The sequence below is a fragment of the Aeromonas sp. 600886 genome (assembly GCF_049174935.1).
Taxonomy (GTDB): Bacteria; Pseudomonadota; Gammaproteobacteria; order Enterobacterales; family Aeromonadaceae; genus Aeromonas; species Aeromonas veronii_A.
Genome location: NZ_JAAKUB010000020.1, coordinates 1 through 26,069, shown reverse-complemented (window position 1 = coordinate 26,069; position 26,069 = coordinate 1). Strand labels below are relative to the sequence as shown.

22 protein-coding genes, 5 tRNA genes and 1 pseudogene are annotated in these 26,069 nt (G+C 58.2%); 19 read left to right on the top strand and 9 right to left on the bottom strand.

The genetic code is table 11. The features are described 5' to 3' along the window. Nucleotides 1-15 precede the first annotated feature (15 nt). The 6 genes from G5179_RS15130 (at nucleotide 16) to G5179_RS15105 (ending at nucleotide 4,382) form a co-directional block, all read left to right on the top strand. A complete protein-coding gene (locus G5179_RS15130) occupies nucleotides 16-1,191 on the top strand; it encodes a phage protease (protein WP_421258658.1) in 1,176 nt (391 codons plus the stop codon). Between the two features lie 80 nt (nucleotides 1,192-1,271). After that, nucleotides 1,272-2,180, top strand: a complete 909-nt coding sequence (locus G5179_RS15125; RefSeq protein WP_227342528.1) for a Mu-like prophage major head subunit gpT family protein — start codon at nucleotides 1,272-1,274, stop codon at nucleotides 2,178-2,180. Between the two features lie 205 nt (nucleotides 2,181-2,385). Next, entirely contained in the window at nucleotides 2,386-2,763 is a 378-nt protein-coding gene (locus G5179_RS15120; RefSeq protein WP_421258657.1) for a Rho termination factor N-terminal domain-containing protein, read from the top strand. A 1-nt stretch (nucleotide 2,764) separates the two neighbouring features. Further along, nucleotides 2,765-3,190, top strand: coding sequence for a gp436 family protein (locus G5179_RS15115; protein ID WP_041217425.1), 426 nt, complete (start codon nucleotides 2,765-2,767; stop codon nucleotides 3,188-3,190). Continuing rightward, the gene (locus tag G5179_RS15110; protein ID WP_421258656.1) at nucleotides 3,187-3,633 is read left to right on the top strand and encodes a phage tail terminator protein; all 447 of its coding nucleotides are present in this window, start codon (nucleotides 3,187-3,189) and stop codon (nucleotides 3,631-3,633) included. Before G5179_RS15115 ends, G5179_RS15110 begins: the two co-directional genes overlap by 4 nt. Continuing rightward, nucleotides 3,633-4,382, top strand: coding sequence for a hypothetical protein (locus G5179_RS15105; protein WP_421258693.1), 750 nt, complete (start codon nucleotides 3,633-3,635; stop codon nucleotides 4,380-4,382). Before G5179_RS15110 ends, G5179_RS15105 begins: the two co-directional genes overlap by 1 nt. 52 nt (nucleotides 4,383-4,434) lie before the next feature. Here the strand turns inward: G5179_RS15105 and G5179_RS15100 are convergent, their stop codons facing one another. Continuing rightward, the gene (locus tag G5179_RS15100; RefSeq protein WP_421258655.1) at nucleotides 4,435-4,884 is read right to left on the bottom strand and encodes a hypothetical protein; all 450 of its coding nucleotides are present in this window, start codon (nucleotides 4,882-4,884) and stop codon (nucleotides 4,435-4,437) included. Continuing rightward, nucleotides 4,877-5,557, bottom strand: coding sequence for a S1C family serine protease (locus G5179_RS15095; RefSeq protein ID WP_421258654.1), 681 nt, complete (start codon nucleotides 5,555-5,557; stop codon nucleotides 4,877-4,879). Before G5179_RS15095 ends, G5179_RS15100 begins: the two co-directional genes overlap by 8 nt. A 194-nt stretch (nucleotides 5,558-5,751) precedes the next feature. Here G5179_RS15095 and G5179_RS15090 point away from each other — a divergent pair, with 194 nt between their 5' ends. From G5179_RS15090 to G5179_RS15040, 11 genes and pseudogenes are all read left to right on the top strand, one after another. Further along, a complete protein-coding gene (locus tag G5179_RS15090; protein ID WP_421258653.1) occupies nucleotides 5,752-8,370 on the top strand; it encodes a tape measure protein in 2,619 nt (872 codons plus the stop codon). After that, nucleotides 8,367-8,741 carry a hypothetical protein gene (locus G5179_RS15085; protein ID WP_421258652.1) on the top strand — a complete coding sequence of 125 codons (375 nt, stop codon included), beginning with the start codon at nucleotides 8,367-8,369 and terminating at the stop codon, nucleotides 8,739-8,741. The genes G5179_RS15090 and G5179_RS15085 overlap by 4 nt, the downstream gene beginning before the upstream one ends. Before the next feature lie 4 nt (nucleotides 8,742-8,745). Next, nucleotides 8,746-12,363, top strand: a complete 3,618-nt coding sequence (locus G5179_RS15080) for a curculin (mannose-binding) lectin protein (protein ID WP_421258651.1) — start codon at nucleotides 8,746-8,748, stop codon at nucleotides 12,361-12,363. Nucleotides 12,364-12,446: 83 nt separating this feature from the next. Beyond that, a complete protein-coding gene (locus G5179_RS15075; RefSeq protein WP_421258650.1) occupies nucleotides 12,447-13,649 on the top strand; it encodes a hypothetical protein in 1,203 nt (400 codons plus the stop codon). A gap of 3 nt (nucleotides 13,650-13,652) precedes the next feature. After that, nucleotides 13,653-14,807 carry a hypothetical protein gene (locus tag G5179_RS15070; protein WP_421258649.1) on the top strand — a complete coding sequence of 385 codons (1,155 nt, stop codon included), beginning with the start codon at nucleotides 13,653-13,655 and terminating at the stop codon, nucleotides 14,805-14,807. Between the two features lie 2 nt (nucleotides 14,808-14,809). Beyond that, nucleotides 14,810-15,214, top strand: a complete 405-nt coding sequence (locus tag G5179_RS15065) for a hypothetical protein (RefSeq protein WP_167569316.1) — start codon at nucleotides 14,810-14,812, stop codon at nucleotides 15,212-15,214. An 11-nt stretch (nucleotides 15,215-15,225) separates the two neighbouring features. Next, nucleotides 15,226-17,178, top strand: a complete 1,953-nt coding sequence (locus tag G5179_RS15060) for a hypothetical protein (protein WP_421258648.1) — start codon at nucleotides 15,226-15,228, stop codon at nucleotides 17,176-17,178. Beyond that, entirely contained in the window at nucleotides 17,175-17,399 is a 225-nt protein-coding gene (locus tag G5179_RS15055) for a hypothetical protein (protein ID WP_040069247.1), read from the top strand. The genes G5179_RS15060 and G5179_RS15055 overlap by 4 nt, the downstream gene beginning before the upstream one ends. A gap of 122 nt (nucleotides 17,400-17,521) precedes the next feature. After that, a pseudogene (locus tag G5179_RS15050) lies at nucleotides 17,522-17,911 on the top strand (AEC family transporter); the annotation flags it as partial. Between the two features lie 265 nt (nucleotides 17,912-18,176). Beyond that, the gene (locus G5179_RS15045) at nucleotides 18,177-18,641 is read left to right on the top strand and encodes a hypothetical protein (RefSeq protein WP_421258647.1); all 465 of its coding nucleotides are present in this window, start codon (nucleotides 18,177-18,179) and stop codon (nucleotides 18,639-18,641) included. A 283-nt stretch (nucleotides 18,642-18,924) separates the two neighbouring features. Then, complete coding sequence (locus tag G5179_RS15040; RefSeq protein WP_421258646.1) at nucleotides 18,925-20,760, top strand: sigma 54-interacting transcriptional regulator; 1,836 nt, start codon at nucleotides 18,925-18,927, stop codon at nucleotides 20,758-20,760. A gap of 169 nt (nucleotides 20,761-20,929) precedes the next feature. Here G5179_RS15040 and G5179_RS15035 read toward each other — a convergent pair. The 7 genes from G5179_RS15035 to G5179_RS15005 form a co-directional block, all read right to left on the bottom strand. Continuing rightward, a tRNA-Val gene (locus tag G5179_RS15035) sits at nucleotides 20,930-21,006 on the bottom strand. A 38-nt stretch (nucleotides 21,007-21,044) separates the two neighbouring features. Further along, a tRNA-Val gene (locus G5179_RS15030) sits at nucleotides 21,045-21,121 on the bottom strand. Between the two features lie 34 nt (nucleotides 21,122-21,155). After that, a tRNA-Val gene (locus G5179_RS15025) sits at nucleotides 21,156-21,232 on the bottom strand. Nucleotides 21,233-21,250: 18 nt separating this feature from the next. Beyond that, nucleotides 21,251-21,327 (bottom strand) — tRNA-Val (locus G5179_RS15020). Between the two features lie 12 nt (nucleotides 21,328-21,339). Next, nucleotides 21,340-21,416, bottom strand: a tRNA-Val gene (locus G5179_RS15015). 159 nt (nucleotides 21,417-21,575) lie between these two features. Then, nucleotides 21,576-22,955, bottom strand: coding sequence for an MATE family efflux transporter (locus G5179_RS15010; RefSeq protein WP_106843628.1), 1,380 nt, complete (start codon nucleotides 22,953-22,955; stop codon nucleotides 21,576-21,578). A gap of 149 nt (nucleotides 22,956-23,104) precedes the next feature. Continuing rightward, nucleotides 23,105-23,311 (bottom strand): YaeP family protein, encoded by a 207-nt coding sequence (locus G5179_RS15005; RefSeq protein ID WP_005345813.1) that lies wholly within the window; start codon nucleotides 23,309-23,311, stop codon nucleotides 23,105-23,107. 133 nt (nucleotides 23,312-23,444) lie between these two features. Between G5179_RS15005 and G5179_RS15000 the strand changes: the two genes are divergently transcribed. Continuing rightward, nucleotides 23,445-24,062, top strand: a complete 618-nt coding sequence (locus G5179_RS15000) for a riboflavin synthase subunit alpha (protein ID WP_421258645.1) — start codon at nucleotides 23,445-23,447, stop codon at nucleotides 24,060-24,062. Between the two features lie 522 nt (nucleotides 24,063-24,584). After that, nucleotides 24,585-25,865, top strand: coding sequence for an MFS transporter (locus tag G5179_RS14995; protein ID WP_421258644.1), 1,281 nt, complete (start codon nucleotides 24,585-24,587; stop codon nucleotides 25,863-25,865). Nucleotides 25,866-26,069: the final 204 nt, after the last annotated feature.

Sequence of the window (26,069 nt, the reverse complement as noted above, 5' to 3'; positions counted from 1 at the left end):
ACCCCATCTCCCTTCATGCCGCCGCACTATGGCGGCATGAACATATCCAAGATTCCATACTCAGCGCCCTTCGTGGCCATCCTCCAAGCCAACCCCGTCAGCGGGGAGCGGCTGGCGGTGCTCGATGCGCAGCTCACCCCCCAAGGCGATGGCTGGTACCAGCTGCTGCCGGTCGGCCCGTTCAAGGCCCGTGATGGTCGCCCGTTCGATGTGGCGAGTGGCCACTGGCAACTGGACGGGCAGATCGCTGCTGCCCTGATTGCCCGAGCCAAAGCCCTTGGGCAAGACATCCTGATCGACTACGACCACCAGACCCTCCATATCGAAAAGACTGGCAAGGAGGCTCCGGCTGCCGGTTGGTTCAACGGTGACGAGATTGAATGGCGTGAGGGGCTGGGCCTCTTTATCAAACCGCGCTGGACGGATCGTGCCGCTGCCATGGTGGCTGCCAAAGAGTACCGATTCCTTTCTGCCGTCTTTCCCTATGACGCCCAGGGCCGCCCGCTGGAACTGCGAATGGCCGCCATCACCAATGATCCCGGTGTGGTGGGTATGCAGGTTCTGGCGGCGCTCAGTGCGCTACCCGCTTCCCAACCTGGCCAGCTGGCCAACCCCTCCAAGGAGACATCCATGAATGAACTGCTGAAAAAGCTGCTGGCCAAGCTCGGCATCGAGCTGACTGGCGATCCCACTGACGAGCAACTGCAGAAGGCGCTCACCGAGCTCGATAGCCTGCAGGCCAGCGCCAAGAAAGCGCCGGAGCTGGAGGCAGCACTCACTGCCGAGAAGGCATCGCTGGCCGCGCTCAAAGCGCAGCCGGGTGGCCAAGTTGACCTGGCGCAATTCGTGCCGGTGGCGACCTATAACGCCCTGGTGACTCAGGTAGCGAGTTTAAGCGCCAAGGTGGAAACCACGGATGCCGCAACCCTGATCAAGGAAGCCCGTACCCAGGGCAAGGTGGTGGCCGCCGAAGAGGAGTATTTGACCGCCTATGCCGCCCAGAAAGGGGTAGCTGCCCTCAAGGCGTTGCTGGATCCCCGTCCGGCGATTGCCGCACTGTCCGCCAGCCAGACCACTCAGGTGACCCTGCCCGATCGAGCGGGGAATGCGGTGCTCTCGGCGGATGACAAGTATGCCGCCGACCAGCTCGGCATTTCCTATGAAGAGTTTGCCAAGGCAAAAGGCCGGTAGGTTCGATTAGCCGCGCAGCGGCGTAATCGGACGAACGCGACCGCCAGACCAACCTGTTTAACCAGAGAAGGAACACCCGTATGGCCATGATTACACCCGCGCTGTTGCAGTCCCTCTTCACCGGCTTCAAGAAGAACTTTGAAGACGCCAAGAGTGAAGCGCCTGCCCAGTACACCAAGATCGCCACCGTGATCAAATCGACTACCAAGTCCAACACCTATGGCTGGTTGGGCAAGTTCCCCAATCTGCGTAAGTGGGTCGGTGATCGGGTGATCGAGTCGATGAAGGCGCACGGTTACCAGATCGTCAACGAAGACTTCGAGGCCACCGTCGGCGTCGATCGCAACGATATCGAAGATGACGAGCTGGGTATCTACGCGCCGATGTTTGCCGAGATGGGCCGTTCGGCTGGCATTCACCCCGATGAGCTCTGTTTCGGTCTGCTCGGTGCTGGCTTCACCACGCCTTGCTATGACGGCCAGTATTTCTTCGACACCGATCACCCGGTCTATCCCAAGGCCGATGGCACCGGTACCCCTGTGATGACTGCCAACGTGGTGGTGGATGCCGGTTATCAGGGGGAGCCCTGGTTCCTGCTCGATACCAGCCGTGCCCTCAAGCCGGTCATCTTCCAGGATCGCAAGTCACCGCAGCTGATTGCCATGACCAAGATCGATGACGAAGCGGTATTCACCCGCAAGGAGTTCCGTTACGGGGTCGATTGCCGTGATGCCGCAGGCTTTGGCTTCTGGCAACTGGCCTTTGCCAACAAGCGGGCGTTGACCCCCGACAACCTGTGGGACTCCTTCTCCAAGATGCGGGAGTTTCAGGCTGATGGCGGCCGCAAGCTTGGGGTGAAGGCCACCATGTTGGTGGTACCCCCCTCCCTTGAGAAGCTGGCGACCCAGATGTTGGAGCGAGAGCTGTCGAGCAGCAGCAGCAACGAGCTGAAAGGCAAGTTGGAGCTGGTGGTGGCTGACTACCTCTAACCCTGCGTTATGCCTGTTTAAAGCGGGGTTAAACAGCTGCCAGGCACTGTTTAACCCCCGGTTTAAACAGCCTCTCTATCAGATACGACGAGGAAAACATGAGATGGAACAAGAGATGGAACTGGCTATTCGAGTGGGGATTACGTCAACAGTTCGTCAGGTCTATTTTCGCGCGGGCCTGCCGATTGTACCGGGCAAGTCTGAGATGGTTGTGTCGCCTGAGCAGTGCGCGACCCTGGAGAACGACCCGCGTCTGGTGGTCGTCCGGTTGGCTGAAGACACCAGCTTTCAGGCAGGTGATGCACCATCGGCGCCTGGGGATCTGGACGCAACACTGGGCGTCCTGACCGGTTCGGACTATCTGGCCGGTGTTGCCACCCAGCATAGTGACGCCACCGAGGCGGGCAAGGTCACGCCGCTGGCCGAGATGAAGGTCGATGAGCTGCGCGAGCTGGCGCTGCAGATGGGTATCCCGGAGGCGGCCAAGCTCAAGAAGGCCGAACTGGTGACAGCGATCGCCGCGACCGAAGTGCAATACCCGGTCAAGGATGAGCAGTCATCCGGCCAGAACGGAGAGCAGTGATATGTATGCCAGCGTCAATGACATGGTGATCCGCTTTGGCGAGGCTGAGTTGCTGCGCCTGGCCATGACACCGACCGGTGAGCTGGATCAGGCGGCCATCACCATCGCCCTGCAGGATGCAGGCGCCTTGATCGATGGCTATCTGGCGGGTCGCTATCCCTTGCCGCTGGCCCATATCCCGAGTGCCCTGGTACCTATCTGCGCCGATATCGCCCGTCACCGTCTCTATGGTGAACAGGCCCCGGAGCAGATAGCCAAGCGTAATGAGGCGGCCCTGGCCTTTCTGAAATCGGTTGGCAAGGGTGAGCTGGCGCTGGGGTTGGCATCCGATGGCGCCACTCTGGAGAGCCAGAATCTGGCTCAACTGCAGTCGGATGGGCGCGTCTTTGGCCGGAGTCAGGGGCGCGACAAGGGGGGCTTTTTATGAGCCAACCCGCCAACCAGTCGGGTACCGAACTCGACTACCTGCAGGCGGGCGAGCGGCTGCGTGAGCTGCTGGCCCCACTGAAAACTAAAGGGCTCAAGGATGTGTTTGTGGCCACCGATGTGGCGGCCATCGCCAATCTGGGCCAGCACAGTCCGGCGGTGCATGTGGTCTATCAGGGCGAACGTGAGAGCGAAGGCACTCAGTCAGGCCGAGCCAGCAGCTTTGATCAGCTCTGGTTGCTGGTGCTGGTGCATCGTGCCAGCCCCAGGGAGGTCAGTGCCGGGGTGTGGCTTGGCCGCATCCTGCAGGCCGTCAGTGGGCGAGCATGTGGTGACAGTACCTTTCGCCGGGTCACCCCACCGGTCAAACCCAGTTACAGCGGCGGTGCGGCTTATTTGCCGCTTGCCTTTACTACCCGAGTGAAATTCAAAGGAGAGCGATGATGAGCGAAACACTGCACCTGGAAGGGGATCTCTTTATCGAGACCTTTACCAACGTGGTCTCGGCCGGGGTGATTGGCCCCATCGATGTGGATAGCCTGGAAGTGAAACCCGACAGCCAGAAGATCTCGATTCCCAGCAAGCGCAAGGGGCAATACGGTCAGGCGCGGGAGAACTACCACATTCCCAAGCCTGCCATGGTCACCATCAAGACCACCGAGATCCCGCCCGTGCTGCTGGCCGCTGCCTTTATGGGTCTGGAGAGCCCCATCAATCAGGGGGCCGGGACGCTGACAGATCTGCCGGTCGTGCTCCCCGCCTGGCCGAAGTGGGCTCCGCTCGGCAAGATCAATATTGCCTCGACTGGCCTTGCTATCAAGGAAGGGGTCACCGCGCTGGTGGTGGGTACCGATATCGAGGTCAACTATGCGCTCGGGCTGGTACGGGCGATCAAGGGGGGCTCGGTAGCGGATGGCGGTAGCCTGACGGTCAGCGGTACCTATAACGCAGTGACCGGTACCCGCATCGCGGGCAACATCCAGCCGGAGATCAAGGCGCGGCTGCTGCTCGATGGCCGCAGTATCGTCAGCGGCGAGGCCATCAAACTGACGGTGCCCCGTGCCAGCTTGTCCCCCAAGAAGGCAGTGGACTTTATGAGCGACAAGCCCATCGAGATCGAGCTGGAGGGGGAGTTGCTGGCCGTGGATGGCGAGACCGCCCCCTTCTATGTGGATCGGCCGGTGACGGTGTGATGTTTGATGGTAAAACGGCGGGGAGACCCGCCGTCTTTTATATATACCGCATTTACTCTGGAGTGTTGACTTTGCACCAAGCGTTCTTTCCTATTTTTAGAACGCTTAGCAGCGCTATCGTCACTGCGCCAGTTACAACTCCAATAGCAATGTGAAAGCTCGAGGCAATCGCTGTAGCTAAAATTGTAATTAGCTGTTTAATAGTGGTTCCTGCCTCCCCTCTTTCTTTTGAATATTTTCTAGATGTTGTGCACATGTAATCATAAACTTCACGTTTGACCGCTCCCCATAGACTTCCGTCTGAGTTGTTTGGGGCTGATGTGGGAATTATAAAGCTTAATTCCTTTTTCTCTCCAGTCAAAGACAATCCCATTTGATCGTACTCTATTTCGTTATCTTGGGATGACTCTATGAAACTTATTATTTTTTTACGCTGAAATGCAGGTATCAACTCACCTACGGCTTCGATGAATTCTTGTTGGTTATACATTAATTCAGACATTCAATCCCTCGCTTTTCATAAGTTCAAGGGCGTAGTTGATAGATGTTGCATATGAAATTGTACTTTCAGTTCCAAGTGCATGGTTGCCTATGCGAACAGTTCCACCATTGCCTGTTGGGCTAAAACGCCCACTAATTATTCCGATTATTTTTCCAGATGCTAGTTCGATCAATGGACCTCCACTATTACCTTCGTGAATCATCGCATCCAATTGAAATTGTTTTGTTCCACTTGTGGACTTTACCTTTGAGCTAATAATGCTTTGTGAAATTTTTAGAGTATGTAGACCACTATGACCGAAGGGATATCCAAGATATCCGACACTAGAACCTACTTGAACAGAGCTTTCATTGCCAAATATATTATCTGGAACAGATACCGTAGGGAGGTTTTCTATCTTCAATAATGCCACATCATTATCAGAGTCAAATTGTGACACTGAAACGTTAATGAAGCTTACTTGTTCCAAAGTTGGCTGATTAAAATCATTCAAAGGTTGGGGTGGGATTATGGCAATTTTGTCGGTTAGGTTGATCGTGTGTGCACATGTGAGGATGTAACCATTGCGATGACATAAAAAACCACTTCCAATAAATTCTAGTCCTTGCTCATCTGTTTTTTTTACGATCATCATGCAGCCACCACCATGGTGCTGTGCTATTTGTTTAAACATTATTTACGGTCTCCTTGGTTCTTTAACCATTTTGATGCGACGAGTGGCTACGACTCCGAAGCCTTGCTTTGATTGATGTAACGTAACCGAACATTTGTAACCTTCTTGTGATATGTCTCAGTAATTCGCCATAAACCCCCGTATTTTGCCATCACTTTACCATGGGGCATATCTGAATCTGATCGGAATGTCCCATGTCCACCTCTACCACCCTCAAACTAGCCCTAGAGCTGGCGGCCAAGGTCACCGGCCGGGAAGACCTGGCCGCGTTGGCGAGTGAGGTGCAGGAGCTGGGCCCGATTTCGGATGAGACGGCCGCCGAGACGGCGCAGCTGGCTGAAACCCTCGAATCGTTAAGCCGCCAGCAGGCGCTGATCCAGCAGTTCAATGACTCAAAGGCCGCCCTGACCCAGCTCGAACTGGCGACGGTGCTCAGCCGTGACAAGCTGGAGCAGTTGCGCCGCGAGCAGCAAGCTGGCAGTGGCGATGCCAAGGCTCTGGCCGAACAAGAGCGGTTGCTGGCCTCCGAGGTCAAGCAGCTGGAGCGCCAGTTGGTCGCTCAGTCCGCCAGTCATACCCGCCTCCACGCAGGGCTCAAGCAGTCCGGGCTCGATACCAGGAACCTTGCCCAAGAACAGCAGCGCCTGCAGCGTGAGCTGACCAAGAGTGTCGCCCAGACCGAACGGCTGGGGCGCGAGTTTAGCCAGGGTAGTCAGCAGGCCGGTGGCTTGCAGGGGGCCATCGGCAGCCTGACCGGGCGCCTGGTGGCGCTCGCGGGTACCTGGTTCGGTATCCAGACCCTTACCAGCCAACTGATAGCCATGTTCCAGACTGGCGATCAGGCCGAGCGCCTCGATGTGCAACTCAAGGCGGTGATGGGGTCGATTGCCGGTGGCAAAGAGGCGTCAGCCTGGATCCAGGACTTTGCCAAGAACACCCCCTTGCAGCTCAGTGAAGTCACCCAGGTGTTCGTGCGCCTCAAGGCGTTCGGCATCGACCCCATAGCGGGGGCCATGCAGGGCATTGTCGATCAGGCGTTCAAATTGGGCGGCGGTTTTGAAGAGGTGCAAGGCATCTCCTTGGCGCTCGGCCAAGCCTGGGCCAAGCAGAAGCTGCAGGGGGAGGAGATCCTGCAACTGATTGAGCGTGGCGTGCCGGTCTGGCAGATGCTGGAGCAGGTGACTGGCAAGAATACCGCCGAGCTGCAGAAACTCTCTGAGGCGGGCAAGCTCGGCCGCGAGACCATCTCGGCCCTGATGAACGAGATTGCTGCCCAATCGCGCGGTGCGGCAGCAGACAACATGAGCCTGCTCTCTGGGCTTATCTCCAATGCCCAGGACAACCTCGCCAAGTTTTACCGGATGGTGGCCGAGAACGGGGCGCTGGCCTGGCTCAAAAACCAGCTGGCCAACCTTAATGCTGAATTTGAGGCGATGGCCAAGGATGGCCGCCTGCAGGAGTGGGCTCAACGCCTCTCCGATGGTTTTATCTCTATGGGGGAAACCCTCAAGTCGCTGATCCAGACCCTCTATGAGTGGCGCACCGCGCTGACCGTGCTGGCCCAGGCGTGGGTCGGCCTGAAAATCGCGGGTTGGATTGGTGATCTGCGCAGCCTCTACACCCAGTTTATTGCTATGCCGGTGGCGACAGCGACAGCAGCAGGCGGTATGACGACAGCGGGCACGGCAGCAGCCGGTGCTGCCATTGGGGTAAGGGTGCTAGGCGCCGCCGTCAAAGGACTACTGGCCGCCGTGGCGGTCGAGTCCATCATCCAGATCACCCAGTTCGCCTCTGCCCTGCGTCAACTGGTGCAGGCTGAGCTGGCGCTCCGGGAGGCGCAGGGGCTGCGCTCCGAGACTCAGGCCCGCCTCAATGGTCAGTTTGCCGCCCTGTCAACCGAGCTGGGTGTTGCCATCACCAGCATGGCGGATCTCGATCGCCTGGTGGCCGAGGGCAAGGTGCATTACGACGAGGCCACTGGAAGCTGGCGACAAGGCGCTGCAGCCGTTAAAGCGCTGGGTGATGAGGCCAAAAGTACCCGCGATTATCTGGCCGAGATCAATGCGGTGATCGTGCGTCAGAAGCAACTGGCCGCCCAGGGCAAGATCACCGGGGATGCGCTGGCCCGCGCCATGGCCATCGCCGCCGATGCCATGGCCAAGGTGAAAGGGGGGAGTGGCGATACCGCGCGGTCAGTCGCGGCCATTGGTGATGGCTTTGACGAGGCCGCCGCACGGGCCAAAGGGGCCACCGATGCGATGCGGGCAGGGCTTAAAGGGGTACAGGATGAAGCCAAGCAGACGAATGCCAGCCTCACCAGTAGTGGAGGGGGCGGTGGTCGAGGCGATATCACCCGCACCGTGAACGCTGGTTCCTTCTACTACAAAACCGTGGATATCAACAGCCTGCGCGGCAATGCCGAGGGGCTGGCCAATACCCTGGCCGGGGTGGAGGAGGAACTGGCCCGCTACAGCCAGAAGGTCAAGGACATTCCGGCCTACAGCGAGTGGAGCAAGTATTACGGCGAGAAGTTCCAAAAGGAGATGGAGGCGATGCAGGCCCGCCTCAAAGAGGAGCTCAACAAAGCGATGGCCAAAGAGAGTGCCAAAACCAACCAGGTCGCCGCTCAGCTACCAGTCCCAACTGCAGAGCCATCTACCCCCAGCACCAATACCCCAGGGACGCGCAGGCCCTTGTCCGAGCGGATCACCATCGAGCTCAAAGGAGCGGGAGGTTCGGCCGAACTGCAGGCCGATGAGGCCAATGCCAACGCCTTTATCAACATTCTTAAACAGCAAGGACTGCGGCAATGAACGTGACCTTAAACAGCGTGCTGCTACCAGATGATCTGGTCTGGCGCGACGAGTTCGAGTGGGCGCCGGTCGAACAAGTGGTGACCCCGACCCTGAGCGGCGCCCTGTTGGTGGAGGAGACCGCCAAGCCGGAGGGGCAGCCGCTGACCCTGAGCGGGCATTGCTCCCGCGCCAAGGTGCAGGAGCTCAAGGTGCTGGAGGCGCAGGTGGCCCAGCTGATGACGTTGACCCTGCTCGATGGCCTGGCTCGCACTGTGGTGTGGCGCCGCCCTGGTGTGGTAGCCACTCCCTTGTACGAGTTGGCTGACCCGGACGGTGATCACCCTTATGCCCTGACCCTGAATCTGACCGAAATTGAGCGCGGAGAGTAACCCCATGACCATTCTATCTGGCGATATCAAGCTGATGGCCAGCCAGCGGATGACGGACACCGAGGACGGTGGCGGGCGCATCACCGGCAAGGAGATCGTCAGCGGCGAACATAACAGCATGTTTCCCGATATCAGCGATCTGGATCGGGCCTATGGGGTGGTGAACCTGCGCAAGGTATTTCTGGCGGTGCAGACGGACGACACCGACACCTACTATGGTGCGAATGCCGCCGTGCTGCTGCCGCCCTACGATCCGAACGTGGGCCTTGCCCTGATGACCACCAAAGACCACCACGACACCCGCAACAACGCCCGCGATGTGGTGGAGCGCTATCTGGCGCGTGGCCCCAAGTGGCAGGGTTTTCTCTACGATACCCAGCTGGCTGGGCAGCGGGCGATCCGCTTCTTCCAGCGGGTTGAGGCCCGCTTGCCGGAGGTGGGCGAAACCTTGGTGATGGTCGGCAACGAGAACAAGGCCGGGGAGTTCGAGCAGTATGTGCGGGTGCTGGAGGTAACCCAGAAGCTGACCAAGTTCCAGGTACAAGGTCTGCCCGAGTTCACCCGCAACGTGGTCACCTGCACCCTGGCGGATCCGCTGCGCTACACCTTCGAGGGTGAGCAGCCGACCCCCTATGATGTGGTGACCAACCCCAAGACCGCCCTGCGCGAAACCGTGGTGGCGGATGCGGCCAACTACTTTGCCAGCACCAAGATGGTTGAAGATGCCGCCTTTGGCTCGATGCAGGTACGGGCCAAGACCATCTTTACCCAGCTGGTGCCAGCGGCCCGCAGCGAGACCCCAGCGGTGGATCTGACCGCTGCCGGTGAGCTGGCCAGCCTGGTGGATTCTGGCCGTGGGCTGGTGAGCATCAACACCGCCGCCGTGATCGCCCCGAGCCGTGGCCTGTTCCTGGGCAGCGGTGCCAAGCCTGGCACCGTGACCATCACCATCGGCGCGGCCACCATCACCGACAAGGGCGGCGAGCTGGTTGTTGCCGGGTCGGTGGTCGGCTCCATCGACTATGGCCGTGGCCAGCTGGAGTTCAATGCCCAGTGCCCGAACTACGGCACCCAGAGCAAGACCGTCTCTTTCTGGCCAGCGGCCCGCCCTGCCCGTATCGCTGACACGGCGCGGATCGAGGTCAAGGCCAACAACCGGGGCTATGCCTACACCATCACTCTGCATCCAACCCCGGCGCCTGGCACCACTACCGTCAGCTTTATGGCGCAAGGCAAATGGTATGACCTGAAAGACAACGGGCGCGGGGAGCTGCTGGGCATCGACCGCTCTTATGGCTCTGGCACCATCAACCTGGCCACCGGGTCGGTGATGCTGACCCTTGGCGCCCTGCCGGATGTGGATACCTCCATCATGTTCAGTTGGGCCACCCCGGTGAACTACACCAACCGCAGCGGGCAGGCCATCAGCATCGGCAAAAGCGCCTGGCAGCTCCCCCACAAGGGGATCACCCCCAAGAGCGTGATCCTTACCTGGGGCGATGGCAAGCGGGCCACCGATGTGGCGGGGGACGGCAAGATAAGCGGCGATATCACCGGCATCATCAACTATGCCGAGGGGATCATCGATCTGGAGCACGTTACCTTGCCCGCCTTGGGTCAGGAGTACGCCGCCCAGTACCAGTACGGTGAGCCGGTGACCGAGCGCCATATCGAACCTGGTCGCCTGAATACCCCCGGCCAGGTGGGGCACCTCTCCATCACCCTGGACGGCAAGGACGGTGGCGGCGCCCACAACCTCACACCGGGATCGGTGCGGGTCAAGTTCAACGCCCTCTATCACAAGTTCGATGTGGACGATCAGGAGCTGGTGATCCAGACCCGTGATCCCATCATCACCTTGCGCGATGACGGACTGGGCAAGCTGATCGATGCCAGCGGTGTGGTGCTGGGTGCCATCGACTACGGCGCGGGAACCCTGCACTTTATGCCGGATGGCTCCAGCCCTCTGCCCAAGCCGAAATACGCCTGGGTGACCGTGGGTACTCGCTGGGAAGGCAACAACCAGATCGCAGTGCAGCGCTGGACGATGACCGGTATCGAATACCACAACACCGCTTACACCTTCCCTGATGGGGAACAGGGGTGGGTGGATGTGACCTACCGCAACAACAACAGCGCCGAGGCCCAGAATGCCACCCTGACCGCCCAGGCGCTGCGCATAGACGTTACCCCAGGCTTTGCCGAGGCGATTCTGGAGGGGTCGATGCGCTTCACCCTGGGGGGCTCTACCTACGTTGACCGGCAAGGGCTGCTCTACCGCGACCCGGATCCCTCAACCGGGGCAGGCATTCAGGCGGGCACCATCGACTATTCCAACGGGTTGGCGGTGCTGGCCGACTGGGCAGCCGGGCAACCGGCCCAGCCATCGCTCCAGAGTCTGGCCACCTCATTCAGTGCCCAGTCAGTGGATGCGGTGACGTTCCGCACCCCTGGCGCACCCCTGGCTCCGGGCAGCCTCTACATCAGCGCCAACACCGCCAGCGGGCGCCGTATCGAGGCCACGGCAGACGGGGACGGCTTTTTCACCACCACCGACATGGATGGCAAGGTGAACTATCAGACCGGCATCGTCACCGTGCGCTTTGGCCGCAAGGTCACGGCAGCGGGCAACGAGACCCAGCCATGGTATGACGCCGAACAGGTGGGGGAGGATGGCAAGATCTGGAAGCCGATCAGCGTGGTGGCTGACTCCATCCGCTTCAACTGCGTGGTTTTCAGCTATCTGCCACTCGATGCCGACATTATCGGGCTGGATCCGGTGCGGCTGCCGTCTGATGGCCGGGTGCCGTTTATCCGCAAGGGCAACATCGTAGTGGTGCATAGCACCAAGCGCGGTGCCTACCCGATGGGAGTGACGGCTGGCCAGCAGTTCAACACCGGGCGCCAGCGTCTGGCTTACTGCCATGTGGAGGATAAGAACGGCAAGCGGCTCGATCCTGCGCTCTACAGCGCCAATCTGGATAGCGGGGTGGTCACCTTGGCCACCCCGTTGAACCTGACCGGCTATGTGGAGCCGTTGGCGGTGGTTCACCGGATTGAGGATATGAGCCTGGTCACCGATGTGGAGATCTCTGGCCGCCTGGTGCTGGCTCGCCCCCTGTCTCACGCCTATGACGCTGCTGACACCCTGGTGTCGTCAGCACGGATCATGGGCGACTTGTGGGCGCGTTACACCAACCTGTTTGACCAGAAGGTTTGGACGAACAAATGGCAGGACTTTGTAGACGGTGAACCGACTACGGCGCAGTACAACGACACCGACTTTCCCATCGTGGTCACCAACCGCGCCACCCTGGAGGAGCGCTGGGCCATCATCTTCCAGACCAGTACCAGCTTTGTGCTGGTCGGGGAGCATGTGGGCCAGATTGCGCTGGGGGATGTGAATACCGACTTTGCCCCCATCAACCCCAACAACGGCCAGCCCTATTTTCGGCTGGACAAACGCGGTTGGGGCGCGGGCTGGGCGAGTGGCAACGTGCTGCGGTTCAACACCAAGGCGGCCAACTTCCCGATCTGGGCCATCCGTACCGTGCTGCAATCGGTGGCGGCCAGCGAGAGCGACCGTTTTGAGCTGCAACTGCGCGGCAACGTCAACCGCTAACCGGGTGGGGCACCGTGCCCCGCCCATTATTTTTTGTGGGGCACTCTTTTGTAGAGCTGCGCCCCACCATGGAGAACGGCAACATGGCTGAATACAAGGTCAAATGGTTTGCAAGCGAAATGCAAGGCGCCCCGAGCCTGGGCGATACCGCAGATGGCGCCCTGGCTGCGCTGCTCAAGGCGGTACTGGTCACCGGCTTTGGCACCCTGACGATTAACGCCCTGTCGTTTGATGCCGCCAAGGGGTGGGCGGTGGCCACCTTTAGCGGCGGCCATGCCTATCTGCAAGATTCAGTTATCCAGGTTGATGGGGTATCGCCTGCTGCCTACAACGGTGAGCATCGGGTGATGCAGGTCACCGCCACTCAGGTCTGGTTTGAGATTGACGGTGGCAACCCCGGCGCGGCGGGTTCCGGCGCGGCCATGACCATGAAGGTGGCGCCGCTGGGCTGGACGATCACCCATGAAAGCGGTGACGGCAAGGTGTTTATCGTGCGCCCCACCAACGTCAGCGAGTCTGGCAATGTCAGCCTGCGCATCGACAACACCGCATTCAGCGGCTGGTCTAGCAGCACATCCCCTGTGGGGTATCTGGCCAAGGTAGCAATGGTGGAGGATGTGGTGGATATCAACACCTACACCACCATTTACGAACACCGCTGGCCAGCCACCAAGCGCTACTCATCGGGTCGCTGGGATCTGATAGGGGATCCCCAGCTGTTCTATTTCCTGCCCTACTACGGTTCATATAGCCGCTCTGCGCTCTATCTGTTCGGCTACATGCGCAGTCTAAGGCCCGGTGATCGCTACCATGCCTTGCTGGTTCACTATCCTGTAACCGCTGCCAACGATACGGCCAGGCGGTGGGATTATGGCGTGGGCAGCCAAAACTCAAACTACTACAACAACGGCGGGCTGTTTGACTCCTCCTCTCATCGGGCTATTGCTCGCCCCTACCATCAGTTGTTCGGCTCCACAACCTGGTGGCTAAAAGGGTTGTTTGGCCGATTTGGCAACGGCTTGAGCATCCCGAATGGCCCGGATAACGGCTTTTATATCAGCACTGATCCGGTCATGGTGGTGGAGAACGGCAACCATTTGCGTGGCTATCTGCCCGGCATTATTTGCCCGTATGGCACCTTGCCAAGTTGGGATCGCAAAAACTTCGGTAACTTGCCAGCCATACCCGGCAAGCTGTGCCGCTTCATCAACGTCCAGCCAAGTGAAGATCCCTTTAGTAACACCGCGGTGTTGATCGGTTTTGATCTGACCGGGCCATGGAGGTAGGTCATGGCGAGTTACGATGAACGAGTGGTCTATGACTGGTCATCACCGACCCAGCTTAATGATTGGGATATCCAGTATTCAGGCCCAGCCGGTTCAGTTGCCATCACCAACGGCAAGCTGGTACTGGCACCCAATCGCACCGCGATATCTGGCGTTAACCTGATTAGCAAGGCGATTGGGTTTGATGCGCTGGAGATGGAGTTCAACACCGGCAACCTTGGCAGTGGGCTGACCCGTTATCTCACCTTGAGTTTCGGCACCGGTGGCGTATGTGACGATGCCGGTAGAGTGCCAGGTACTGACTTTTGGCACCAGGGGATGGCCAATAGTGTCACCTTGCACTTGCAAGATCCCGGAGCCAATGCGAATGGCTCGTTTGTCCGAGATTACGCCAATGGCGGTCGGATTGAGCGCGGGTATTATCCACTGGCACCAGGTTCAGATCTCACCAAGCAAAACAAGGTGCTGGTTATTTTCAAACCGGGTGAATATCAGGTCTGGCTAAATGGCAGTCAAATACTCAGCATTCCAACTGTAACAACCCAACCGCCGACCAAGGTGATGATCCATCAGGGGTGGTATGCCCCAGGGGTATGGGGCGCCGATACCACCATCAGCCGGGTGATCCTATATCGGGGCTATGACCATTTTTCTGACATGACCATGAAGGTTCATCCGGTGAAATGTGTACCCGCCAACCCGGAGCCTAGAGCTGTGTTTCAGCCGCAAGATGTGGCCTGGCGCGGCACCCCGCCGATGTATGCGGGGCCGGTCAACCTCCAGCAACAGATCCATATCGCGCTCTGCAAGGGGCGGGACACATTCTGGATCCGCGATGGGGTGCGCAATGTGGAGCAGGGGTTTATTGAAAGCACGGTGACCATCAGCGGGGTGGGGGTGCGGCGGCGGGTGCTCTGCTTTACCCAGGATGGCGAACTGGTTGGCGAGACCTACAGCCGCGCATCGGATGGGGTATATCGGTTCGATCTGCTGTGGCTGAATCGCCGTTATATGGTGGTCGCCCAGGATGACCCTGCCTATGGCCCCGCCGACTATAACGCCGTGGCTGCCGACTACCAGGCACCGAAACCCTACCCGCCTGGCGGGGGTGTGGCCCCTGCGCCCTTCCCCATGCTGGCCCCGCTCAAGAGGAACTAGCCATGCTCACCTATGTGGACACGCTGCGCACCAGCCGCGCCCAGCTGCTGGCGACTGCCATCGACACCGGCAGCGGCCCCAATGCCACCCTGACCGTCTACACCGGCACCAGACCGGCGCCGGGGGCGGCCATCACCGACCAGCTGGCTCTGGTGGTGCTCAAGTTCACCCATCCCTGTGCCAAGACGGTCAGCGGCGGGGTGCTGACCCTGAAACCCCTGGCCGAGCAGATGGCCACCGCCAGCGGCGCCCCCACCTGGGGCCGCATTGCTGACCGGGATGGTGCCTTTGTGGCGGATCTCGATGTAGGGGTGCCGCTCAGTGGCGCCGATCTGGAGATACCGGCGAGCGAGTTTTTTGCCGGTGCGCTGATCCGCATCAATAACGCCACCATCACCGAACCGTAACCGGGGGCTATATGGCCAGAAAGGATGCGAGCTTAGAACTACGCAAGGCCCGCAGTACCACCGGACAGCTGGAGCTGAACCAGGCCGAGGTGGTGCGCTATGAGGCGATCTTGGTTGGCGCCTCCATGCCGCCGCGCCTGGCCGTCTCCCCCGACCTGCTGACCCTGCCAGCCAGCTGGGCCAGCCAGCCAGACCGCCCCATAGCCGCGCTGGGCGGCGCCGTGGTGCTGGAGGGGAGTCTCGCCAGTACCACCGCCCCAGATTGCGCCATGGTGGGCGCATTCGTCATTGAGTGCGGTATAGCGGCCAGTAATCAGCAGCCGGTGCCGGTGCTAGCTGGGGAGTACGATATCAACGTATTCCGTGGCCCGAGCGCCGCCCAAGAAAGCCAGTGGGAGCGGGCCGGGCTGGTGAGCAGCCGGGTAGCCAGCACCTGGGAGCGGCCAGAACTGGCCCGCACCGTGGGCGCCGTCAGCTGGCAGGAGGCCGAACCCGCTAACAGTGAGCAGGTGGAGCAGAGCGCCATCATGCCCCAGCGCTATGAGCTGGCCAGCAGTCAGTACCAGGAGGGACTGGCCACCGGTCACGATCATGGCCAGCAGGTGGAGCACCTGGCCCCCGGCCATGCCGTCAATCGCTCCCTCTGGGTCGAGGGGGAAAAGGCCGGTATGTGGCAGGCCAGCGGTTATCGCAACCCACCGCGCCTTGACCAAGAATGGCAGGCCGACCAGTGGAGCCATGGCGCTGCCGTTGGCCTGCTGCTCTATGGCCGCCGCTTGCGCCTTGGCCTGCCGCTCTGGAAGGGGTGGCGCGATGGCTGGGAGGAGGCGATGCAGCCGGGGCCAGGCACCAGCCCGGATCCGAAGCCGCCGATCATCCCAGAGCGCCCAGACAAGCGCACCCTGCGCCTTGAGTTCGGGCGCAAGCGGGGCGAGGCCGAGCTGGAGTTTGTTTGGCACGGCAGTGATGCCGCAATCGTTATTCCAACCAGGAGGGTTTATCTGGTGAGCAATACAGCGAAGATCGTGCGGGTACGCGATGGGCTCGATATCCCTGCCACGGCGGTAAGTATCGAGCTCGATACCGACTCCTGGGCATGGCAGTTCAGCGCCCAGATCCCCCGTATCGCGGCGGCTGCGCTGACCGATGAGGAAGAGGTCAGCATTCATATCAACGGTCAGCAATGGGACTGCGTGTGTGATGGCTGGCAATCGAGCCAGAGCTTTGGCCGTGAGTCAGCAACGCTGACGGGACGCTCTCGCACTGCTTACTTGTCACCGACCCATGTATTGGCGCAGGCGGTAAGCGAGCCTGCTGCCGCGACCATGGCCCAGCTGGCTGCTGCTGTATTGCCGGTGGGTTGGACGCTGGATTGGCAAGCGGCTGACTGGTTGGTGCCTGCCGGATTCTTTAGCCTGGATAACCAGACCCCGATCGAGGTGGTTAGGTACCTGGCCGAGGCGGCCGGTGGCTTTGTGCTGCCACACCAGCGCAACCGCCATCTGGTCATCAAACCGCGTTACCCCACAGTGCCATGGCAGCTTGACACTGCTGTGGCCGATGTGGCGATCCCCCGCGCCATCATTACCACCTTGGGCAGTGACTTCCAGCCGGGTCATGCCGCCAACGGGATCTGGGTAAGTGGTGGCCATCAGGGCATCAGTGCGCGGGTGGTGCGCCAGGGGACGGCTGGCGAGCAACAAGCGCCGACCATCACCCACCCGTTGGTGTGTGATGTGACGGCAGCCCGTGCCCAGGGTGTGGTGGGGCTGGCCAAGACCATGCCCAAACGTACCCAGACCATTGAACTGCCGTTGTCAGCTGATACCGGCTTGATCCTGCCAGGTGCGCTGCTCGCCGTGGACGGTTGGAAGGGTTACAACCGGGGCGTCAGGGTCTCTGCTGCGTTGCAGAACAGGGCCATGACGGTGCGCCAGCAACTCAGTGTGGAGCGATTTGTATGAACCTGTTTAAGCGATTCCTTGAGTTGGTACCGGGCGCTGATCCCTTGCTGGTTGGTACCGTGACCGCAGTAGGTACCACGACCACCACTCTTACCGCGTTGGCGGGTGGAACGGTCACAGTACGGGGTACCGGGGTAGCCATCGGCAAGAAGGCATTTTACAGGGGAGGGGAGCTGGCAGGAGAGGCGCCGGATTTACCGACCTATGAAATAGAGGTTTAATGCCGGTTTAACCTGCTTATCAAACTGGGCGATTCCGGTGCCACCAAGTTTGATAAACTACTGGGCCTGTAGCTTTTCATTTTCCCCGTAACTCTTTTTCATTTTCGGCGGCGGGCTACACCAACCTGCACATTGCGCTGCCGGAATATGTGGTCACTACGGCCTCGCTGCTCGGCCAGATCTCGGTACCTCTGATGCTCTTTGCGCTGGGCATTCGCCTGATGGAGGGAGAACTCGATCACCTTGGCCTCGCGCTCAAGTGCAACCTGCTCTATCTGCTGGCGGGGGGATTGTCGCTGCTGCTGGCGATCTGGCTGTTGCCGCTCAAGACGGAGTGGATCCCGCTGTTGATGTTGTCGGTTTCCTTGCCCCCTGCGGTCTTGAATTACATGCTCTGCGAGCAGTATCACTGCCAGCCGGACAAGGTGGCCAGTATCGTGCTCGGCGGCAATGCCCTCTCTGTGCTGGTGATCCCGCTGGCGGTCTGGTTGGCACTTCATCTGCCCGGCTAAGCCAGATTGCATCGCTGCGGCGGTGCGACTCACTGGCCAATTGCTTGATCGAACCGAGTCACAGTCGTTCGCATCTCATCCTTGCAGGGGAAAGTTAGCCTATCAGGATCAGCAAGCTCTTCCATGCCATCTCTGTCCATCATTGCCTCCGTAATATATCTGTCGTCCCCGTATCTGACCCTGAGCCCCGGGCCTAACGGCGACAGCTATAGTATGAAAAAGAGCTGACTGACACTGTTTAACCAATGCCAGTGAGGGAAACCGGATGAGCACAAGTGAGCAATCTGATCCTGTGGGGCAGGCAAAATCGCGCTATGACCCGGCATTGCCTACCGGTTATGACTGGCGCAGACACCGCCGTTTTATCCTCAGTGGCGGTGGTTACAAGGCGGAATGTCGCCGTCGCAACTGGTTTTTGGAGTTGCTCAACCCGGTGCCCTATGTGGTAGTGCGCGACATAGCCATCGGCGGCATCGGTATTCTGGGGGCCATACGGTTGAAAGAGGGGGATGAGCTGGTGATTGCCATTCCCTCTGGCGAGAAACTGCGCGGTCTGGTCGTGAGATCCCAGCCAGACCCACTCTTTCCCAAACTCTATCGCACCGGTATTCGTCTGCATCGTTATCCGACGGCCGAGCTGTTTTCCCGCTGGCAAAGTTACATTCAGCCGCAAGATAAAGCGGATTTCGACCATGAGTGCCAAGTCTTGAAACAGGTACGTGGCGCGTGAGCCAAATGCCATTTCAGTGGCTGTTTTCCCCACCTTCAGCATGATTTGTCGGTGGATTCCGCAGATCTGCACGCTTGGCTGTCCCGAGTGGTTTATCTTGCTGTATGTGTTTTGATCTGTATGTTTTTATTGAATTTTATCTGTGCCTCTGAAGTCGCAGAGGATACGGATCATTTTCCCTTTTCGTGATCCCCCCCGAAGTAGTTCCCCCTGATATCCCTTAGTATCTGGCCAGCATGACTCCCTTTCGGGGGAGGATAACAAGAACAAAAAGGAATGATGGATGAGATCCGTGAGCAACCAGTGTCTGTTGATGCAGATCCAGCCGACCATCTTGCGCTTTGCCAAGATGCTGGCGAGTGTGCTGCAGCTTGAGGTCGAAATTGTGGATGCCGATATGGTTCGGGTGGCTGGCACTGGGCCCTATGGCAAGTTCTTCGGACGTCAGCTGGAGGGCGACTCCCGCCTGCTGCGCTATGTGATTGATAACCAGCGGGAGAAGATCGTTACCCACACCAGCGATGATCCGGTGTGTGACGGTTGTACCTGCAAGGAGAGCTGCCGTGAGCGCGCCTTCCTCGGGGTGCCCATCATGGTGGACGAGCGCTGTATCGGGGTGATCAGTCTGGTGGCCTTCAGCGACGAGCAGCAGGCGCGCCTCAACAACAATCTGCAGGATGTGTGCGACTATGTGCGCCACATCTCCACCATCTTTGTGGCCAAGTTGCTCGATTCGCGTGGGCTGTCGGACGGGGTCAACAAGGTGTTCCTCAATCTGATGACCAACATGGATCAGGGTTGCCTGCTGCTCGATGACAAGAGTCAACTGCTCTACGCCAACGAGGCGGCACTCCATCATCTGGGTTGCCAGCAGGAACAGCTGCAGGGGCGCGAAGTGGGGATCCGACCGCTCACCTTCTCCCAACAGGGGCTCAGTGGTCATCTTCAGCACATCATCACCTTTGAGGGGCGTCAGGAGCTGATCATTGGCCAGCTACATCATGTGCAGGGGCAGCAGCTCTTTCTGATGGCGTTTCACCAGTCCCACTCCGGTCAGGTTCAGGAGCCGGATCCAGATGTGCGGATCGATCAGCTGATCGGCGAGAGCAAGCCGATGCGCACCCTCAAACGACTGCTGCACCGCATCGCCCAGAGTCCCTCCAGCGTGCTGATTTGTGGCGAGAGCGGCACCGGTAAAGAGGTGGTGGCACGCGCTGTCCATCGCCTGAGTCCGCGGCAGGACAAGCCCTTTATCGCCATCAACTGTGCCGCCATTCCCGAGCAACTGCTGGAGAGCGAGCTGTTTGGCTATGTGAAGGGCTCCTTTACCGGTGCTTCCAGCGGTGGCAAGCAGGGCCTGATCCAGGCAGCCCATCAGGGCACCCTGTTCCTTGACGAGATTGGCGACATGCCGCTGACCATGCAGGCCAAGCTGCTGCGGGTGCTGGAGCTGCGGGAGGTGACCCCCATCGGGGCCAGCCGACCGGTGCCGGTGGATATTCGCATCATTGCCGCTACTCACCAGCATCTTGATCAATACATCGCCGAAGGGAAGTTTCGCGAGGATCTCTACTATCGCATCAACGTCATCCCCCTCAACCTGCCGCCGCTGCGGGAGCGGGAAGGGGACGTGGAGCTGCTGACCCACTACTTTCTCAACCTGCACACCAGCCGCATTGGCATCGTCTATCCCGGTCTGGCACCCGAGGTGATGGCGCTGCTCAAGGGGTATCGCTGGCCGGGCAACGTGCGCGAGCTCAGCAACCTCATCGAATATCTGGTCAACGTCAGCCAGGCGGGCGAGGTGATTGACGCCAGTCTGCTGCCCCCCAACATCATCCGCAATCAGGAGCCCCAACGCGTCACCGCCCAGTCGATCCCGGTGACCAACCTGGATGCGGCGTTCAATGTCCCTGCCACAGCTCCGCTCGCTGCCACGGCGGAGAAACTGCCTGAGCCCGTCCCGGGTGAGAGCGGTCTTGAGAGCATGGAAAAACAGATGATAGAAGAGACCCTGCAGCGGCTTGGCAACAAAAAACTGGCCGCACAGGCGCTGGGGATTGGGATTGCCACCCTCTATCGCAAGATAAAGAAGTACGAGATTGCCGTGCAGAGCTGAGGCGCTGGCGGCATCGATCTGGCCCGTGCCGTTTATCAGACGACACGGGCTTTTTATGGGAACAAGGTTCTGCGCCATTGCCGAATTGTGCTGAACGGAGTGGTGGGGCAGGGGAGTGGCTGCATGGCAGAATGCAAAAAGCCTGCTCGATGAGCAGGCTTTTTTAATCTGGTGCGTCCTAGTGGATTCGAACCACCGACCCCCACCATGTCAAGGTGATGCTCTAACCAGCTGAGCTAAGGACGCAGGGTGCGCAATGCGGCTTTTATTTCTTTATGCAGAAGTGGTGGGTTTAATTGGATTCGAACCAACGACCCCTACCATGTCAAGGTAGTGCTCTAACCAACTGAGCTATAAACCCACATCTGGAATATCTGCAAAGTTTTGAAACTGAATGGTGCGTCCTAGTGGATTCGAACCACCGACCCCCACCATGTCAAGGTGATGCTCTAACCAGCTGAGCTAAGGACGCATAATCAGTGTTCTGTAATGGTGCGTCCTAGTGGATTCGAACCACCGACCCCCACCATGTCAAGGTGGTGCTCTAACCAGCTGAGCTAAGGACGCATCACAGAAAATTGGTGGGTTTAATTGGATTCGAACCAACGACCCCTACCATGTCAAGGTAGTGCTCTAACCAACTGAGCTATAAACCCACTTTCTCTTACTTCACTACGCCAGCGCTGCTGACGTGGTCGGCATACTACCCATGCCCCCCAAGGCTGTCAACAGGCCATATGCACAAAGGAGACTGTTTGCCCAGTTCTTGCGCAGCCTGTTGATTTTGCAGGCGAGTTGTCGCTTGCCAAGCCCTGTTACTGAGATCGCGACAGGGTAGTGCAGGCTTCCGGAGTGGCAAAACGGCCATAGATGTAGCGCAATCTCGCTCCCAGCATCAGGGCCGCACTGGTGAGGCCGACGATAAAGCCGATCCAGAAACCCTGCGGCCCCATCCGCGGTACCAGCCAATCGGTCAGACCCAGGATCATGCCGGTGGGCAGCCCCAGTCCCCAGTAGGCGACGATGGTGACGTAGAAGATCGCCTGGGTATCCTTGTAACCGCGCAGTGCGGCGGCCGCGACCACCTGCACCGAGTCGGAGATTTGATAGATGGCGGCGAAGAACAGCAAAATGGCCGCCAGGACGATCACCTGCTGATCATCGGTATAGATGGAGGCGATCTGCTCGCGCAGTAGCACCGTCATTGCGGCAGTGGCAGCGGCGATGGCCATCCCCAGCATCAAGCCGGTGCGAGCCGCCACCCGGGCGTGATGGGGCAGCCCTTCACCGATACTGTGACCGACCCGGATGGTGACACCCACCCCGATGGAGAGGGGCAGCATAAAGACCAGGCTGGAGAAGTTCAGTGCAATCTGGTGGCTCGCCACCGTCTCGGCGCCGAAGGGGGCCAGCATCAGGGCTACCACGGTAAACAGGGTCACCTCGCAGAAGATCGCCATGGCGATGGGGAACCCTAAGCGGAACAAGCGCCAGATCCGGCTGCCGTTGGGGCGAGCCAGTTGGGAGAAGAGGCGGATCTCGGTGAAGTGACGGGAGAGCTTCACATAGAGGATCATCGCCAGCAGCATGGCCCACAGCACGATAGCAGTAGCCACGCCACAGCCCACCCCGCCCAGTTTCGGCATGCCGAAGTGGCCGTGGATGAAGATGTAGTTGGCGGGAATATTGACCGCCAGCCCGACAAAGCCGATCACCATGGTAGGCATGGTGTGGGAGAGCCCCTCACTGAAGTTGCGCAGCACCTGGAACAGCACGAACGCGGGCAGACCCCACAGGATGGCGTGCAGATAACCAGTGGTCTTGGCCGCCATCACCGGCTCCACATCCATGAACTGCAACGCCAGCGGGCTGTAATAAAGCGCAATCATCGCCAGCGGGGTGACGATCAGTGCCAGCCAGAAGCCCTGATGAACTGCCGGACGGATTGCCTCCCGTTTACGGGCACCATTGAGTTGGGAGACGATGGGGGTGAGCGCCATGATGATCCCCTGCACCAGCAGGATCACCGGTAGCCAGAAGCTGGACGCCACCGACACGGCGGCCAGATCGACCGCACTCACCTGACCCGCCATCACGGTATCGACGAAGTTCATGGCGACCTGGGCGACCTGGGCGACCAGAATGGGGCTGGCTAGACGGACGAGCTGCTTCGCCTCGGACCAATAACGTTGCACTGACACCTCCGAGTGGATCAGATAAGAGTAAAAAAGAGCGGAAATCAGGAAGAGCCTTTGCACTTTCGGACGAAAGTGCAAAGGGTGGGGGAGGCATTCTAGCCTGAAATTCAGCCAGGACGAAATAGTTGCCACCCCAAGGGGCAGGATCAGGCGTCTTCGTGATCGCTGATCAGCAGGTTGGCGGCAGCATAGGCAGCCTGTTCACGCAGCTCGGCGGGTACCCGCTCATCGGCGGCGACCGCGTTGAGGGCGCGGATAGTAGCGGCGATGGCGTTTGGCACATAGCCCTGCTCGCCGGAGCCAATCTGGTTATAGGCGATACGGATCGCTTCACAACATTGATATACCTGCATTTCTTTTTTCCTTGTTTACCCGGATGTGAACGGCGTCACTATAGCGATCGGGCGCAAGCTTGTCAGCCTGTACCCTTGTCTCACCCTCTGCCCGAGGTTAACCTGCCCTTTTTGCCGTAGCAGGAGACGAGAGATGTTCACTGGCATAGTGCAGGGGACCGCCGAACTGGTGGCCATCGAGGAGCAACCCAACTTCCGTACCCATGTTATCCGCATGCCAAGCCCGGCGTGGGGGGAAGGGCTGGTCCTCGGCGCTTCGGTCGCCCACAACGGCTGCTGTTTGACCGTCACCCGGGTCGAGGGTGAGCTGGTCAGCTTTGATCTGATGCAGGAGACCCTGCGTCTCACCAATCTCGGCTTGTTGCAGGTGGGGGACAAGGTCAATGTGGAGCGGGCCGCCCGCTTTGGTGACGAGATCGGCGGTCATGTCATGTCTGGCCACATCATTGGCATGGCAGAGGTTACCTCGGTGATCGACACACCCAACAACCGTCAGGTGTGGTATCGCCTTGCTCCCGAGCTGATGAAATATGTGCTGACCAAGGGATACATCGGCATCGACGGCATCAGCCTGACCATAGGTGAGGTGCGCGAGCGGGAGTTTTGCGTTCACTTGATCCCCGAGACCCTGGCCCGCACCAACCTGGGTTGGGTCAAGGCTGGCTGGCAGACCAATATCGAGATCGATCCCCAGACTCAGGCCATCGTCGATACGGTGGAGCGGGTACTGGCGGCGCGCGCGGGTAACTGAAGGCACTGTCCCAGTTATATGTTGAAAGGGAGCATTGTTGCCCAAATTGATGCAGCTTGAATGAAACTAACTGAGGACTCGGTGATCTGATCACCACTACCCTCTATCAAGTCTGCATCATGGGAGCGTCCCTGCCCCCCCATCACCAACGGGTTTGTAGTGGTCTAATCATCTTGGCCACCATCGTAGGGGGAGCAGTTATCACCATGGTCTGCTTAATGACCTGATGAGATCAGGTCGCTATCTCTATAACCTCCATCTACATAATTTCGATTCTATTAATGAAGCTGCTTTAATTTTCCATATTTTATTATTTTTATAATCAGAAATTTATTATTTGATTGTGCTAGTGGGGTCTCTTTTTTATATACTTCCATATGGTGCTGGTGTAATCGTTTACATCGATGTGTGTTACGTCACAATATCCATCGTAATTAGTTCGTAATATTGTCATGAGGCGAGGGCAGTCTGAGGACATTCTCTCAAGTCAATGGTTTATTATGGACAATGGATGGATATTTGATGAGTATAGAAAGATTGTTTGGATTGAATAGGAATATGGTAATGTTCGGTGCCATATTTTTTCTTTACTTTTTTATAATGGGAGCTTATTTTCCATTTTTCCCGATTTGGCTGCATGATGTCAATGATATCAGCAAGGCTGAAACTGGAATTGTCTTCGGCACTATTTCTTTATTTGCACTTCTATTTCAGCCAGTATTTGGGCTGATTTCTGACAAGTTAGGGCTGAAAAAGCATTTGCTCTGGATAATCATTGGACTACTGGTATTCTTCGCGCCCTTCTTTCTTTATGTATTGGCACCATTGCTGAAATTGAACATCTATCTCGGTTCTATCGTAGGGGGCATGTACATCGGTTTTGTATTTGCAGGCGGGGCTCCAGCCATAGAGGCTTATGTTGAGAAGGTGAGTCGCTCCAGTCAGTTCGAGTTTGGCCGAGCAAGGATGTTTGGCGCAATAGGCTGGGCCCTTTGTGCCTCTATTGTAGGGATCATGTTTACCATCAACAATGAGTTCGTGTTCTGGGTGGGGTCTGCTTTTGCTGTTGTAATGGCGGTTTTATTCTATTTTATCAACCCTGGTCGTGGTAGCACCAGTGAAGTGCTAGATAGTATTGGCGCCAATCAGAAAGGGTTTAGCGTAAAACTGGCAATGGGATTGTTAAAACAACCAAAATTCTGGTTCTTCACCCTCTATGTCGTCGGGGTGGCATGTACCTATGACGTATTTGATCAGCAATTCGCGAATTTTTTTACCGCATTCTTTGATACAAAAGAAGAAGGTACTCGTTACTTTGGTTATGTCACTACGATGGGGGAGTTACTGAACGCCAGCATCATGTTTTTTGCCCCACTGATTGTGAATCGAATTGGCGGAAAAAATGCCCTGCTAATCGCTGGGACCATCATGTCTATTCGAATCATCGGCTCCTCATTCGCCGAGACAGTTAGCCATGTCATTTTGCTGAAAACTCTACATATGTTGGAAGTTCCATTCCTGTTGGTCGGTACATTCAAGTACATCACTAGTGAATTTGATGTTCGCTTTAGTGCGACTATCTGGTTGATTGGCTATCAGTTCTTCAAGCAGCTAGCAACCATGTTTATGTCTGTGTGGGCTGGATCTATGTATGAGGTGATGGGCTTTCGTGAAACCTACTTGGTATTGGGCATTATTGCCGCAACTTTCACCTTTATTTCTGTCTTTACCCTCTCGGGAATGGGACCACTTGGGCTGTTAAAGGGTAGAACGATGGTTTTAAAAAAAGCCGCTAGTTACTAACCGACCATTTTGTAATCAGAGATTTGAAAAAGGTTATAAAAGATGAATAACAGTATGGCGTTACACCAAATCATTTGTCGTGCCGATTGGCAAACACAGGCTGTGACCAGTGTTAATCGTTTACCCACCCATACCCCCATGTTCAGCTGGCGCAGCGAAGCGGATGCCAGGGGTGATCTGGCCTCTTCCTCCCGTCTCTTGCTC

Excerpts from the sequence above, each read along its gene's own strand:
- G5179_RS15105 (WP_421258693.1), top strand. The coding sequence starts at position 3,633 with ATGAGCGAAACACTGCACCTGGAAGGGGATCTCTTTATCGAGACCTTT.
- G5179_RS15125 (WP_227342528.1), top strand. The coding sequence starts at position 1,272 with ATGGCCATGATTACACCCGCGCTGTTGCAGTCCCTCTTCACCGGCTTC.
- G5179_RS15065 (WP_167569316.1), top strand. The coding sequence starts at position 14,810 with ATGCTCACCTATGTGGACACGCTGCGCACCAGCCGCGCCCAGCTGCTG.
- G5179_RS15110 (WP_421258656.1), top strand. The coding sequence starts at position 3,187 with ATGAGCCAACCCGCCAACCAGTCGGGTACCGAACTCGACTACCTGCAG.
- G5179_RS15060 (WP_421258648.1), top strand. The coding sequence starts at position 15,226 with ATGGCCAGAAAGGATGCGAGCTTAGAACTACGCAAGGCCCGCAGTACC.
- G5179_RS15040 (WP_421258646.1), top strand. The coding sequence starts at position 18,925 with ATGAGATCCGTGAGCAACCAGTGTCTGTTGATGCAGATCCAGCCGACC.
- G5179_RS15080 (WP_421258651.1), top strand. The coding sequence starts at position 8,746 with ATGACCATTCTATCTGGCGATATCAAGCTGATGGCCAGCCAGCGGATG.
- G5179_RS15090 (WP_421258653.1), top strand. The coding sequence starts at position 5,752 with ATGTCCACCTCTACCACCCTCAAACTAGCCCTAGAGCTGGCGGCCAAG.
- G5179_RS14995 (WP_421258644.1), top strand. The coding sequence starts at position 24,585 with ATGAGTATAGAAAGATTGTTTGGATTGAATAGGAATATGGTAATGTTC.
- G5179_RS15045 (WP_421258647.1), top strand. The coding sequence starts at position 18,177 with ATGAGCACAAGTGAGCAATCTGATCCTGTGGGGCAGGCAAAATCGCGC.
- G5179_RS15075 (WP_421258650.1), top strand. The coding sequence starts at position 12,447 with ATGGCTGAATACAAGGTCAAATGGTTTGCAAGCGAAATGCAAGGCGCC.
- G5179_RS15000 (WP_421258645.1), top strand. The coding sequence starts at position 23,445 with ATGTTCACTGGCATAGTGCAGGGGACCGCCGAACTGGTGGCCATCGAG.
- G5179_RS15055 (WP_040069247.1), top strand. The coding sequence starts at position 17,175 with ATGAACCTGTTTAAGCGATTCCTTGAGTTGGTACCGGGCGCTGATCCC.
- G5179_RS15085 (WP_421258652.1), top strand. The coding sequence starts at position 8,367 with ATGAACGTGACCTTAAACAGCGTGCTGCTACCAGATGATCTGGTCTGG.
- G5179_RS15005 (WP_005345813.1), bottom strand. The coding sequence starts at position 23,311 with ATGCAGGTATATCAATGTTGTGAAGCGATCCGTATCGCCTATAACCAG.
- G5179_RS15130 (WP_421258658.1), top strand. The coding sequence starts at position 16 with ATGCCGCCGCACTATGGCGGCATGAACATATCCAAGATTCCATACTCA.
- G5179_RS15115 (WP_041217425.1), top strand. The coding sequence starts at position 2,765 with ATGTATGCCAGCGTCAATGACATGGTGATCCGCTTTGGCGAGGCTGAG.
- G5179_RS15120 (WP_421258657.1), top strand. The coding sequence starts at position 2,386 with ATGGTTGTGTCGCCTGAGCAGTGCGCGACCCTGGAGAACGACCCGCGT.
- G5179_RS15095 (WP_421258654.1), bottom strand. The coding sequence starts at position 5,557 with ATGTTTAAACAAATAGCACAGCACCATGGTGGTGGCTGCATGATGATC.
- G5179_RS15100 (WP_421258655.1), bottom strand. The coding sequence starts at position 4,884 with ATGTCTGAATTAATGTATAACCAACAAGAATTCATCGAAGCCGTAGGT.
- G5179_RS15070 (WP_421258649.1), top strand. The coding sequence starts at position 13,653 with ATGGCGAGTTACGATGAACGAGTGGTCTATGACTGGTCATCACCGACC.